Source organism: Micropepsis pineolensis (genome assembly GCF_055392125.1).
In genome coordinates this window covers 2,737,726-2,750,514 of sequence record NZ_AP042408.1, presented here as the reverse complement: position 1 = coordinate 2,750,514, position 12,789 = coordinate 2,737,726, and the positions used below count along the sequence as shown (strand labels likewise).

The window sequence follows — 12,789 nt, the reverse complement described above, 5'->3', positions numbered from 1 at the left end:
CACGTCCACGCGAATCTGGCACCTTCCCCCGCGATATATGTGCGGGGGAAGCCTGTGCGGGAGATATTTTCGGCAGGTAAATCTATGCGGCTATTGCAGTGCAGCTTGCAGATCGTCGATCAAATCCTCGGCGGCTTCGATGCCGACCGACAGGCGGATCAGCGAGTCTGTGATCCCCAATGCGGCGCGTGTTTCCGGTGGAATGGTGGCGTGGGTCATAATGGCAGGATGCTCGATCAGGCTTTCGACGCCGCCCAGACTTTCGGCCAGCGTGAACAGATGCACGTGTTCCAGAAAGCGTTTGGTTCCTGCCAGATCACGGTTGAGTTCGGCCGAAATGATCCCGCCGAAACCATTCATCTGGCGGCGGGCCAGTTCGTGCTGGGGATGGCTTGGCAGACCGGGATAGATCACGCGGCGCACACCCGGATGGCTTTCGAGAAACTGTGCCACCTTTAGCCCGGTTTCGCTATGCCGTGGCATGCGCAGCGGCAGGGTTTTAAGGCCGCGATGGGCGAGATAGCTGTCGAACGGGCCGGCGATGGCACCGACGGCATTTTGTAAAAAGCCGATGCGATCCGCCAGATCCTTGTCTGCGGTAATCGCCGCGCCGCCCACCACATCGGAATGCCCGCCGATATATTTTGTGGTGGAATGGACCACGACATCAAAACCATGTTCGAGCGGGCGCTGCACAAAGGGGCTGGCAAAGGTGTTGTCTGCCACCGCGATCAGCCCATGTTTGTGGGCCAGCGTCGCCAAGGCGGTCAGATCGGATAGCCGGAGTAGCGGATTGCTTGGGGTTTCGACCCATAACAATTTGGTTTGCGGTGTGATGGCGGCTTCAACCGCCGCCAGATCCGCCGTGTCGACGAAGCTGAAGGATAGCCCGGCGCTGCGTTTGCGCACCCGCTCGAACAGGCGATAGGTCCCGCCATAGAGGTCGGCACCGGCCACAACATGGCTTCCGGGGTCGAGCAGTTCGAGCACGGTGGCAATCGCCGCCAGACCCGAGGCAAAGGCAAACCCGGCAATGCCGTCCTCAAGTGCCGCCAGCGCCCGTTCATAGGCTGCGCGGGTTGGATTGCCACTGCGAGCATAGTCGTAGCCCTGATTTACGCCGGGGCTTTGCTGGGCATAGGTCGAGGTGGTGTAGATCGGTGTAATTACTGCGCCGGTCGATGATTCTGGGGCCTGTCCGGCGTGAATGGCGCGGGTGGCGAACTGTAATTCTTTGCTCATTGTCCTAACCTGAGATGGTTGATGAGATCGACGCGGGTGATCAGGCCGACGAATTCGTCGCCATCGCAGACCAGGGCGACATGGCCGCGGTCGAATACCGGCAGCAAGGCGTCCAGCGGTTCGCGCACCGACAGGATGTTGATGCTTGTGGTCATCGCCTTTTTGACCGGCAGGCCAAAACGCGATGCCCGACCGATGTCCGGTCCTTCAACGGCTGCCAGAATATCGCTTTCGTCGATGATGCCGACCAGATGTTTGCCCAACAGCACGGGCAGCTGAGACACGTCGGCGGCGCGCATGCGGTTATAGGCAGCCAGCAGCGTTTCATCCGGTCCCACGGTGACGGCAGACCCGCTGTCATAGCGGCGGGTGATGAGGTCGCTTAGGTCGCCATTGAGGGCGCGCTGACTGATGCCCTGCTCCAATGCCCAGGTTTCGTTGTAGACTTTGGAGAGATACTTATTGCCATTGTCGCATACCAGCGTGACCACGCGCTGGGGGCGGGTCTGCAGCCGGCAATAGCGCAGTGCCGCTGCCAGAATGGTGCCGGTGGAAGAACCGGCCAGAATGCCTTCGCGCGTCAGCAACAGGCGAGCGGCATCAAAGCTTTCCTTGTCGGTGACGGAATAGGCGGCCGACACCAGCGAGAGGTCGGCGTTGGTCGGAATGAAATCCTCGCCAATGCCTTCTACCGCCCAGGATCCGGCTTTGATCATCGTGCCGGTGTTGATGTAGGGGGCCAGAACCGAGCCCGCCGGGTCGCCCAGGATCATCTTGGTGTGGGGCGAAACCAGCTTGAAGTAGCGGCCAATGCCGGTCAGGGTGCCACCGGAGCCGACGCCCACCGCCACCGCATCGACATTCTGTTCCATCTGCTGCCAGATTTCCGGCCCTGTGGTGGTGAAATGGGCTTCGGGGTTGGCGGGGTTTTCAAACTGATTGATATAAAACGCGTTTTTTAATCCGCTGGTAATTTTCTCCGCCTTGTCCTGATAGTAGTCAGGGTGGCCCTTGCCGACATCCGAGCGGGTGACAATCACCGTGGCCCCCAGGGCCCTTAAATGCTCGATCTTCTCGCGCGCCATCTTGTCGGGCACCACCAGCAGCACTTTGTAGCCTTTGAACAGGCCAACCTGTGCCAGACCAATACCGGTATTACCCGCCGTGGCCTCGACAATAGTGTCACCGGGGGTGAGCTTGCCGATTTTTTCCGCCGCTTCGATCATCGAACGGGCGACGCGATCCTTGATCGACCCACCGGGGTTTTGACATTCCAGCTTGGCAAACAGCCGGCAGGGGCCGGTATCGAGGTGGGTGAGTTCGACCAAGGGGGTGTGCCCAACCAGATCAAGTGTCGAACGGGCAACGGGCGGTGCCAAGTGGGTGGACGTCATAATCGTCATGCCTTTGTTTAAAACACATACAGCTAATGTGTTGGATGTAATTAATACACGTAACTTGTGTTGATGCAAGTTAGTGCAAAAGCTTTTTGCATAAAAATAAAATAAACAAAATTATTTGTGAAATATACTTTGGCGTGCGATGCAACCGGCTGGCTATATCTGACATATGCCTTCAGACGGTATCCGCCATGCGCATTTCGTAAGGCTTCATACTATCCGGGGTGGGGTGTAATGCCCGCATCGGTTGCCTATATTGGATGAAAGAAGCCGCCAAACCTAAAAGGGGCAATCTCATGCGCGGGCAGATCTTGGTTTATAGCGCCGAAAAGGGCGAAGGCACGATTTCGGGGGCTGACGGCAACCGCTACATCTTCAAGGGCATCGATTACCACGGCGACGTGCTGCGCATCCGCGCCAATGAAAACGTTGATTTTCTGGTGGACGAGAGTGGTGCGGCGCATGACGTTTATGCCCTGGCCCAGCCTGCAGCGAGTTTCCCGCGCAATATCATCGCCGGACTGCTCGGTATTTTCTGCGGAACTTTTGGCGTGCACAAATTCTATCTTGGCTATGCCAGCGGTAATCAGAACTACATCAACACCGGTGTGGTGATGCTGCTCTGCGGCACCATTGGCTGGATTCTGTTGCTGCCGGGGCTGGCGATGCTGGTCATCAGCTTTATCGAAGGCATCATCTATCTGACCAAGCTCGATGATGTGTTCGAGGCTGAATATATCAAGGGCGAGAAGCGCTGGTTCTGAGGCGTGGGGCTTTCCCAGCCATAACGAAACAGGCACCGGGGCTTAAATGCACCGGTGCCTGTTTGCTATCTGTGTGTCAGCGCTTAATGCAGCTTTTCCAGAACGGCCATATCCTTAGCCACCGTGGTCAGGGTTGCGCGCTGTTCCTCGACGATCTGGTCAAGGCCACGCAAGCCCTGTTCGATGGTCTGGGTGCTGTCGATCATGGTGCTGACCTGTGAAACAATATTCTTGAAACTGTCCTGACTGCGATCGAAACTTTCACGCGCGGCTTTGATACTGTCGCCAAGTACGGAGATAGAATGCTCAATCGCGTGAATTGAGTTGTGCGTTTCGCCCAAACTGGTTTTGGTGCTGTGGGCCAGATTGCGCACCTCCTGTGCCACCACGGCAAAACCCCGTCCGGCCTCCCCGGCGCGCGCCGCTTCGATCGTGGCGTTGAGCGACAGCATGTTGGTATGGCTGGCGATGGTGTCGATGCTTTCCAGCACCTCGCGCAGGGCGTTCATGGTTTTGGCCAGCCCGGTGAATTCCATGGCCAGTGTTGTGGAGTCCACCGCGCCCGAGGTGCTTTTCGTCGTTTCGGCCAGCATGGCGCGGACGGATTCAATTTCGTCCCGCACCTTGGCGGTCTGTTCGAGCACGCCGGTTATCCTGCCGCCCCATGACGAGCTGGCGCCGACATATTGCTGCAACCGGTCGATAATTTTTTGGCGGATATCGCCCAGCACTTTCATCCGGCTGACTTCGGTCAGGGTGAAGTGGTTGACGAAGCGGGCATAGTAGATCGGGAAATGTTCGATATAGCTATCGCGGACATCGGCATCCGAGGTGTCGAAGAAAATCAGCGCCGACAGAGTTTCGTTGATGTTGATGCCGAACAGCTCGCCAAAGGTTGAGAACCCGGCAACCGGCATCGGCCACAGATTTTTCATCTCGGCCAGTTCGTTTGCATTGTGCAGGCGGCGCAGGATGCAGTCGTTGAGCACCGCCCCCAAAGGCGGCGGATTACTGTTGAGATAGCTGGTCAGATCCTTGCTGGTCTGGGTCAGGAAATCGGTGGCCTGCAGCATGACCAGCAGATCGCCGGGATTGACATCGCAATAGAAGGAAACGCTGCCCTCGGCGATGTTGACCCCGGAAATCGAGCGGACATAAAGCTCGCCCTTCAGCTCGAGACCAAAGGTGTTCTTATCGAGTTGCGCCTGTACGCCGGAAGGGTCGGTCTTTAAGGTCCGGGCCAAAACTTCTAAGAAAGGTTCAACCGATCCGGTTTGCGGATCGATCACCGATTTGACGATGCGGCGGTCGGGGGCGGCTTCGATGACGACAAAGTTTTTATCGGTCTTGGTGAAGTTCTGGCTTTTGAGCACGCCATAGCCGCGCCCGGGGGCCAGCTTCAGCAGAACGATCACGGCATGGTCTTCGACCACCTTTTGCGAGTCGAAAATATAGGTGTTCTTGAAGTCGAACTTGCCACCGGCCGAACCACCCACGAACAGACAGGGGAACCTGGCGCTGCGATAGACCGCTTCCATAAAGCTGTTTTCGCTTGCCGACAGACCATCGATAAAGGTCAGTGCAATGGTATCGCGCGCATCAATGCGGAAAGGCGGGGCGGCCTGATTAAGCGCCGTCACCAGACGTTTAAGCCGTTCTTCATGCTCAAGCTGCGGTTTGCCAGCGCGAATATCTTCGTCTGGCAGCGCAATGGTGCGGATACAGATCGACTCGAACAAATCAGGCGGAAATATCTGAATGACGACATTGTTCCAGCTGCCATCCGCCCGGCAATAGGGGGAGTCTTCAGGGGTGGTGGCGCACAATTCGCCTGCCGTGGATACGGCGACCAGCTTGGTGCTTTCGGCAATTTTACTGAGGGTCGCGGTTACGGCGGCAAAGTCGACATGGGGCGAAATAAAGGCCAGCGCCAGCGGGGCATCCTCGCCATCAAACAGAAAGTCTTCGGCCGAGACATTGCGCAAACTGTCATCGGTTTGCAGCACGCGGATCATGTCAGCCGTTTTTGGCGCGTGGGCGAGCCCCTGGGCACTGTTTTCCATTGGTTCCGTCCGTTTTTAAGTTGCCTCGTTATACGTGCGAATGGGTTGAGACATTCTTTACGGTTGTGGTTTGGCCAGGGAATGTTTTCCTTCCGGCTGCAGCGCTAAACGCAAAAACAAAACAGGCGCAAGGGGATGACCCTTGCGCCTGCTTTTTTCAGTTATAAAGCGTTAAGCCTTATTCTTCGTCCTTGTGCGAGGCCTTACGCAGCGCTGCGCCCAGGATGTCGCCGAGCGAGGCACCCGAATCCGAGGAACCGTACTGTGCAACGGCTTCCTTCTCTTCCGAGATCTCGCGCGCCTTGATCGACAGATTGATCTTGCGGCTGGCCTTGTCGACCGTGGTGATCATGGCATCGATCTTGTCGCCAACGCCGAAACGTTCCGGACGCTGATCGGCACGATCGCGCGCCAGATCGGCGCGGCGGATGAAGGCGCGCGCGCCCCCTTCCAGTTCGACTTCGACACCGCCGTCATTGACTTCCGTGACGGTGACCGTGACGACGCTGTTCTTCTTGAGCGGACCGGCCTTTTCGATCGGGTCGCCCGAGAGCTGCTTGATACCGAGCGAGATACGTTCTTTCTCGACATCAACGTCCAGCACCTTGGCCTGAACCTTCTGGCCCTTCTGATAGTCCTGAACGGCCTGATCGCCGGGCTTGTCCCAGGCGAGGTCGGACAGATGGACCATACCGTCGATCTCGTCGGCAACGCCGATGAACAGACCGAATTCGGTGATCGACTTGATCTCGCCTTCGACAACAGTGCCCGGGGGGTTCTGCTGCTGGAAGACGGTCCAGGGATTGTCCTGGGTCTGCTTGAGGCCAAGCGAAATACGGCGCTTGTTGGAATCGACTTCCAGCACCTGCACTTCGACTTCGGTACCCGGGGTCACGATCTTGGACGGGGCAACGTTCTTCTTCACCCAGCTCATTTCGCTGACATGGACCAGGCCTTCAACGCCCGGTTCCAGTTCGACGAACGCGCCGTAATCGGTGACATTGGTGACCTTGCCGGTGAAGCGAACGCCAACCGGATACTTGGCGCCAACGCCTTCCCACGGATCCGTCTGCAGCTGCTTCATGCCGAGGCTGATGCGCTGGGTCTCGTGGTTGATCTTGATGATCTGAACGTTGACGGTCTGGCCAACCGACAGCACCTCGGTCGGGTGCGAAACGCGGCGCCAGGCAATGTCGGTGACGTGCAACAGGCCATCGACGCCACCCAGATCCACGAACGCGCCGTAGTCGGTGATGTTCTTGACGATGCCTTCGACGACCTGTTTTTCCTGCAGGGACGCGACCAGCGAGGTCCGTTCCTCGGCGCGGCGCTCTTCCAGAACGGCACGGCGGGAAACGACGATGTTGCCACGACGGCGATCCATTTTCAGGATCTGGAACATCTGCGGCTGGTTCATCAGCGGGGCAACGTCGCGCATCGGGCGGACGTCAACCTGCGAACCCGGCAAGAAGGCAACAGCGCCGTCGAGATCGACGGTAAAGCCACCCTTGACGCGGCCGAAGATAACACCCTGGCAGCGTTCCTTGTCGTTGAAGGCCTTCTCCAGACGGATCCAGCTTTCTTCGCGGCGGGCCTTATCACGGCTCAGCACGGCTTCGCCCAGGGCATTTTCGACGCGTTCGAGATAAACCTCGACCGTATCGCCAATGGCGATCTTCGGCGGCTGGCCGGGCAGGCCAAATTCTTTTAAGGAAACGCGGCCTTCAGTCTTGAGGCCAACATCGATCACGGCAAAGTCGTTCTCGATACCAACCACGGTACCCTTGATCACCGAACCTTCGGCGGGGGACTGGGTGGCGAAGCTTTCTTCCAGCATGGCGGCGAATTCGTCGCGGCTGGGGGTGGCAATGGAGGCCTCTTTAACGGAAGAGGCGGTGTGTCGTGCCATGTATTTTAACTCAAATATGTGTGCCAATCCGTCGGATGTCACCGGCGGCGGTCTTCCATGACAGGGCGCGCCCGTCAGGCGTTGGTTCTTTTAAGGATGTATCCGAAGCTGCTTGGGTGATCCCCCGCGGGTCTCCTTCACCCCTGTGCGGAAGATTTAAGCGCCATCTTGACTGCCGGTTGAACCAGAGCAAGGGCTGCTGCGAACGCGCCTTCTATATCCAAATTGCTGGTGTCTAGCAAGGCCGCATCTTCCGCGGGCTTTAAGGGGGCGGTGGACCGACTGCGGTCCCGTTCATCACGGGCGATAATGTCGGCAAGGATCTGGGCTTCCGTAGGACCCTGGTCCTTTAATTCAAGCCAGCGGCGGTGGGCGCGCACCTGCGGGGCGGCGTCAACGAAAAGCTTTGCGCTGGCATCCGGGCAGACCACGGTGCCGATGTCGCGCCCGTCGAGCACCGCACCGGGGCCATTGGCGGCAAATGCGCGCTGGAAATCGAGTAGGGCGGCGCGCACGCCGGGGTGGGCCGACACGATCGATGCCCCGGTGCCCGCAGCCGCGGTGCGGATGGCCGGATCAGACGCGCGGGCCGGGTCCAGCGTTTGGGCGGCGGCAATGGCGGCGGCTTCATCATGGGGATCGCCCCCCGCTTCAATCACCCCCACTGCTGTCAGCCGGTACAGTGCGCCGGTGTCGAGATAGGAAAAGCCGAAATGTTTGGCCAGTTTCTTGGCCAGCGTGCCTTTGCCCGAGGCTGCGGTGCCATCAACGGCGATAACGATGGACATCTGGTTTCCCCTGCCGGCCCGGTCGGGCCTCTTGGTTTATGGGTGATCCACGGGATCATCCACCAGCCTCACCCCGTAAACGGGGGGGCGTTAAACACATGCCCATCATTCCCGGTATCGTGGGGTGGGCTTTATCGGGTTCTATACGGATCGGGCTGGCTGATGCAAAACCTAAACCGATGGGGCCGGTTACGCCCGCTCCAGAAACTGCACCCGGGTTTCGCCATACATCCGTTCATCGCACAGGACAAAGCCGTCATGGGGCGGGGTGTCTTCTTCGGCGGCGGTTTCGACCACGGCGACGGCGCCGGGCTTAAGCCATTCACCGTCGATCAGCGCGGCCAGCGCCGGGCCGACCAGATCTTTACGATAAGGCGGATCAAGAAAGGCCAGCTCGAACGGCCCGCCCGCACCGCTGCCCATCGGGCCCAGCTGGGTGGCATCGCGCCGCCAGATCTTGCTGGCGCCGGTCAGTTGCAGGGCTTCGATATTCTCGCGCACCAGGGCGCGGCTGTCGGCGGAATCATCGACAAACAGGCAATATTGGGCACCCTGACTGATCGCCTCGATCCCCAGCGCCCCGGTTCCGGCAAACAGGTCGATGGCGCGGGCATCCTGCAATTCAAAGCCGCCCGAAAAAGCGTGGTGACGCAAGATGTTAAAGATTGCCTGACGTACCTTGTCCGCCGTTGGCCGCACCCGGCGATCCTCCGGCGTGTACAAATTTCGTCCACCTAATACGCCACCCGTAATCCGCATGATTCCCTCACAATTGAAGCGCCATGCTAGCGCAAGCGGCCGCGATAGGCTATGAGCGGGCAATGAGACGCATTCTGACCCAGCTTTGCCTGCTGTTTGCTCTGGCTGCCGTAAGTGCGGCCGGGCATGCCTCCTCCGCGGCCGATCTTGCCGGTCCCCTCCATGTCCAATCCCGTCTGGTGGCCGACCGGCTTACCGCCGCGCCTGGCCAAACCGTGACGGTGGCGATCGAACAACAGATCGAACCGGGCTGGCATACCTATTGGTCTAATCCGGGCGATGCCGGTCTGGCAACCACCGCCAAATGGCAGTTGCCGTCCGGCTGGCAGGCCGGGCCGATCCTGTGGCCCTATCCTAAGCGCGAGCAGACCGGCCCGCTGATGGATTACGGCTATGAGGGTAAGGCGTGGCTGCTGGTCGATCTCAGCGTGCCGAAGGATGCCAAAGCAGGCAAGTATGATCTGTCTGCTGATGTCGACTGGCTGGTGTGCCGCGAGGTTTGCGTGCCGGAAAGTGGCCATCTGACGCTGACCCTGTTTGTCGATGCCGCAGGCTCGGTGCCCGATGCTGTGTTGGCTGAACAGTTCGCGGCGGCCCGCGCCAAGCTTGCGACCAGAAGCCCATGGCCGGTGCATTACGCCAAAACCGACAAGGGGCTGGAGCTTGTGGTGGCTGCGCCGGGCCTCACCGGGGCGTCTCAGCCGGTGTCGGCGGTGTTTTTTCCCGCTAAAGCCGGGCTGATTACCGGCATTGCGCCACAGAATTTGCGCTTTACCAAGGATGGTCTGGTGCTGGGCCTAACCGCGTCGCCGCGCTTTACCGGCGGCAAGCTTGATGGCGTGCTGGTGCTGACATCCAAAGATGGTTCGGTGCAGGCTTTAAGTGTCGACGCCCCCATCGGTGCGGCCGCGGCCGGGGATGCCCCGCTGGGGCTGATTGTGGCTATGCTGTTTGCCTTTCTGGGCGGGCTGATCCTGAACATCATGCCCTGCGTGTTGCCGGTGCTGGCGATGAAGGTGCTGGCGATGGCCCGCGCCGGGACCAGCCGTGGTCATGCCCGTGCCGAATCGCTGGCCTATGGTCTGGGTGCGATTGCCAGCTTTGTGGCTTTGGGGCTGCTGCTGGCGGTTTTGCGCGAAGCCGGGGCGATGATTGGCTGGGGCTTCCAGTTGCAGCAGCCCATCGTGGTCGCCGGTTTGGCGCTGTTGTTCCTGGCTGTGGGCTTAAATCTTTCCAGCGTCTACGAAATCAACCCGGTGACGGCGGGCGACAGCCTGACCCGCAAATCGGGCCTGTCCGGCGCCTTTTTTACCGGCGTGCTGGCGGTGGCGGTGGCCGCACCCTGTTCGGCGCCGTTCATGGCGTCGGCGGTAGGTTTTGGTGCCACTCAGGGTGTTGGCACCGCGTTCGGCGTTTTCGCCGCGCTGGGCATTGGTTTTGCCTTCCCGTTCCTGCTCATCGCCGCCTTCCCGGGCACGTGCAAATATCTGCCCAAGCCGGGAAACTGGATGGTGACGCTGAAGCATTGGCTTGCCGTGCCGATCTACGCCACGGTGATCTGGCTGATCTGGGTGCTGGCCAAGCAGGTGCCGCTCGCAGGTCTGATCATCGTTATCGCCGCGCTGGTGCTGGCCGGGGTGACGTTGTGGCTGTGGGGCCGGGGCTATGGCAAAGCCGCACTGGCCGCGCTGGTGCTGACGCTGGCCGCTGTGGTGGCGGCAGGCTTTACGGGCGTCGGGTTAGCCGGAAACACGGCTGGCAAGAGCGACGCGCAGGCCTTTAACGGACTGGGCGAGGTTTATTCTGCCCAGAAATTGGAAACCTACCGCAAAGCCAAACGCCCGGTGTTCGTGGATGCCTCGGCCAGCTGGTGCATCACCTGTCTGGTCAATGAAGAAGCGGTGCTGAAAAAGCCTGAGGTGGCGGCGGCCTTCAAAAAGCAGAATGTCGCCATTCTGGTGGCGGACTGGACCAACCGCGATCCGGAAGTGACCAGGCTTCTGGAGGCCAATGGCCGTTCCGGTGTGCCGCTCTACGCCTATTATCCGCCAGATGGTGGTGCGCCCAGGCTGCTGCCGCAGATTCTGACTGTTGATGCGGTGCTCAAGGCGCTGACACCTTGATCCAGCAAAAAAGGGCTCGCTGACCGGCGAGCCCTTTTTTGTATGGGATAGGGGCTTACGCCTTAAAGCGTAAACGACAGGAAGTTGAGCGAGAAGCCCAGCGTGGCCCCGCCATCCAGCGCGCCGCCGAAGGAATAGGGCTGATAGCGGACATAGACGCGCCCGTTGACCGTTTCGGTGATACCGATTTCCAGGCCCATACCCGCGCGCCAGTCAACCTCATGCCGCTGGAAATAATGGGTCGTGGTCATGGTATCGTTGGCCGAGCCATCGGTATCGACACCGCCGATATCGGCGCGCAGGCGGGCATCACCCGACGCATAGGCCAGCCCGGCGGTCAGGAAGGGGCGGAAGCGGCCCGATGCGCCCAGCGGCCAGAAGGCATAGCCATCAAGCTGAATTTCGCGAATCGACATGCGGTAACGCAGCTTGTTGCCGTCATTATCCATGATGCGGTTTTCGTCATAGCTGTCGCTAACCCCAAGTTCAGCGGACAGATACGGCGAGAATCGGTACCCCAGGCGCAGGCCAACGCCCATCGGTGCCTCGGGGAAGTAGTCGGACGAGGTCGAATCGGTGGTCGTGGTGGTGTCACCCTTGCTGTTACCAACATAGGTTGCAGTAAAGTTCTTGGATTTCCACGAAATCTGGTCGATGCGCCCATCCAGCCCGATATAGAAGCCGGTCTGGTCGCCAGAGGCGGCCTGGGCCGGAACCGCGGCTGCGGCAAGGATAAGCGATGAAACAAGCACGGTCGAAAGGGGCTTCATGGGGTTCCTGCTATCGAAAGGGGCCCTTCTTTTAGAATGAGGGGCCTTCGGGCGGCGCTCCGCCGACGCAATGAGACGTTATTAAGAGACTAAGGATTTGTCACGGAGCAAGTTTTTTTTGTTTAACAGCCTTCAGACGCCGGAGCAACGATATCGCTCTTGCACTTTCGCGCGGGCTTAAGTATGTGATCGCCCCAATGCGGACAGGTGGCAGAGTGGTCGATTGCACCGCACTCGAAATGCGGCGTACGGGTGACCGTACCGGGAGTTCGAATCCCCCCTGTCCGCCACTTCTCTTTAAGTGGCATTTACGGCGACCACAAACAGCTAACGCGCTGCTTTTGCTATATTTTCCGTGGTTGCGGGCGATGATGCCCCCATGCAAATTCCCTGAGCATCGCATTTCCCATGTTTTTGAGATGCTGACCGACCGGGGCGCGCGGTAGGCGCAAAACCCGGCGGCACAAATCTGTAAACTGACGGACGGTGGCCCGCTCTGGCTCTTTCTTTCGGGGGGGGCGCGCGCCGAATCTGCCCCCCATTAAAATCATGGCCAGCAAAGCCCTGTGGGGCAGGCCGAGAACGTGTTCGGGGATATCGCGCGACCGGTCCCCCCGGATCGCCCAGCTGTCAGGCATTGCAGCCTGCGGTGCGGAGCTGGTGGGCGGACATTTTCCGTCTGGCGCATCTATTGCCCGCTAGCACAACATGCCCCAGAGCCAGACGCAGAACCCACCGGGGGTGCGCAACCGCAGTGATGGGGGGTAATTCATGAACCCCATTCATAGGATCATGCCGATATCGGCATTTTTACGCAGAACCCATAACTGGTAAAACAGCCTCAAGTTAAAAAGTGCGTGTGGAAAGACGTTGTTCTTGAGTGCGGGCATAATCCTTTTTGTCACGGATTAAAAAAAGCCTGTCCACGTATTTAGGATTAGTCACGGCTAGGTTTTACCGTTTTTATGGAG

General features: G+C 59.3%; 9 protein-coding genes and 1 tRNA gene. 3 read left to right on the top strand and 7 right to left on the bottom strand.

The genetic code is table 11. The features are described 5' to 3' along the window. Positions 1 to 90: 90 nt before the first annotated feature. Together ACZ5RI_RS12200 and ACZ5RI_RS12195 are read right to left on the bottom strand one after the other, a co-directional pair. Positions 91 to 1,242, bottom strand: a complete 1,152-nt coding sequence (locus ACZ5RI_RS12200) for a cystathionine gamma-synthase (protein WP_464513488.1) — start codon at positions 1,240 to 1,242, stop codon at positions 91 to 93. Further along, a complete protein-coding gene (locus tag ACZ5RI_RS12195) occupies positions 1,239 to 2,636 on the bottom strand; it encodes a pyridoxal-phosphate dependent enzyme (protein WP_464513487.1) in 1,398 nt (465 codons plus the stop codon). The genes ACZ5RI_RS12200 and ACZ5RI_RS12195 overlap by 4 nt, the downstream gene beginning before the upstream one ends. A gap of 302 nt (positions 2,637 to 2,938) precedes the next feature. On the opposite strand from ACZ5RI_RS12195, the gene ACZ5RI_RS12190 reads away from it, so the two are divergent. Then, on the top strand, positions 2,939 to 3,406 hold the full coding sequence (locus tag ACZ5RI_RS12190) for a TM2 domain-containing protein (RefSeq protein ID WP_464513486.1): 468 nt from the start codon (positions 2,939 to 2,941) through the stop codon (positions 3,404 to 3,406). A gap of 83 nt (positions 3,407 to 3,489) precedes the next feature. On the opposite strand, the gene ACZ5RI_RS12185 is transcribed toward ACZ5RI_RS12190, so the two are convergent. From ACZ5RI_RS12185 to rsmD, 4 genes are all read right to left on the bottom strand, one after another. Beyond that, positions 3,490 to 5,469 (bottom strand): methyl-accepting chemotaxis protein, encoded by a 1,980-nt coding sequence (locus ACZ5RI_RS12185; protein ID WP_464513485.1) that lies wholly within the window; start codon positions 5,467 to 5,469, stop codon positions 3,490 to 3,492. A 178-nt stretch (positions 5,470 to 5,647) separates the two neighbouring features. Further along, positions 5,648 to 7,378 (bottom strand): 30S ribosomal protein S1, encoded by a 1,731-nt coding sequence (rpsA, locus tag ACZ5RI_RS12180; RefSeq protein WP_464513484.1) that lies wholly within the window; start codon positions 7,376 to 7,378, stop codon positions 5,648 to 5,650. A 137-nt stretch (positions 7,379 to 7,515) separates the two neighbouring features. Further along, positions 7,516 to 8,160, bottom strand: a complete 645-nt coding sequence (gene cmk, locus ACZ5RI_RS12175) for a (d)CMP kinase (RefSeq protein WP_464515595.1) — start codon at positions 8,158 to 8,160, stop codon at positions 7,516 to 7,518. A 195-nt stretch (positions 8,161 to 8,355) separates the two neighbouring features. After that, the gene (rsmD, locus tag ACZ5RI_RS12170) at positions 8,356 to 8,925 is read right to left on the bottom strand and encodes a 16S rRNA (guanine(966)-N(2))-methyltransferase RsmD (RefSeq protein ID WP_464513483.1); all 570 of its coding nucleotides are present in this window, start codon (positions 8,923 to 8,925) and stop codon (positions 8,356 to 8,358) included. A 62-nt stretch (positions 8,926 to 8,987) separates the two neighbouring features. Between rsmD and ACZ5RI_RS12165 the strand changes: the two genes are divergently transcribed. Beyond that, on the top strand, positions 8,988 to 11,048 hold the full coding sequence (locus ACZ5RI_RS12165) for a protein-disulfide reductase DsbD family protein (protein WP_464513482.1): 2,061 nt from the start codon (positions 8,988 to 8,990) through the stop codon (positions 11,046 to 11,048). Between the two features lie 62 nt (positions 11,049 to 11,110). On the opposite strand, the gene ACZ5RI_RS12160 is transcribed toward ACZ5RI_RS12165, so the two are convergent. Then, a complete protein-coding gene (locus tag ACZ5RI_RS12160) occupies positions 11,111 to 11,818 on the bottom strand; it encodes an outer membrane beta-barrel protein (protein ID WP_464513481.1) in 708 nt (235 codons plus the stop codon). 201 nt (positions 11,819 to 12,019) lie between these two features. Here ACZ5RI_RS12160 and ACZ5RI_RS12155 point away from each other — a divergent pair. Further along, a tRNA-Ser gene (locus tag ACZ5RI_RS12155) sits at positions 12,020 to 12,108 on the top strand. Positions 12,109 to 12,789: the final 681 nt, after the last annotated feature.

What these genes read in the sequence shown, in the direction of transcription:
- ACZ5RI_RS12200 (WP_464513488.1), bottom strand. Translation starts at nt 1,242, where the DNA reads ATGAGCAAAGAATTACAGTTCGCCACCCGCGCCATTCACGCCGGACAG.
- ACZ5RI_RS12195 (WP_464513487.1), bottom strand. Translation starts at nt 2,636, where the DNA reads ATGACGTCCACCCACTTGGCACCGCCCGTTGCCCGTTCGACACTTGAT.
- ACZ5RI_RS12190 (WP_464513486.1), top strand. Translation starts at nt 2,939, where the DNA reads ATGCGCGGGCAGATCTTGGTTTATAGCGCCGAAAAGGGCGAAGGCACG.
- ACZ5RI_RS12185 (WP_464513485.1), bottom strand. Translation starts at nt 5,469, where the DNA reads ATGGAAAACAGTGCCCAGGGGCTCGCCCACGCGCCAAAAACGGCTGAC.
- rpsA (WP_464513484.1), bottom strand. Translation starts at nt 7,378, where the DNA reads ATGGCACGACACACCGCCTCTTCCGTTAAAGAGGCCTCCATTGCCACC.
- rsmD (WP_464513483.1), bottom strand. Translation starts at nt 8,925, where the DNA reads ATGCGGATTACGGGTGGCGTATTAGGTGGACGAAATTTGTACACGCCG.
- ACZ5RI_RS12165 (WP_464513482.1), top strand. Translation starts at nt 8,988, where the DNA reads ATGAGACGCATTCTGACCCAGCTTTGCCTGCTGTTTGCTCTGGCTGCC.
- ACZ5RI_RS12160 (WP_464513481.1), bottom strand. Translation starts at nt 11,818, where the DNA reads ATGAAGCCCCTTTCGACCGTGCTTGTTTCATCGCTTATCCTTGCCGCA.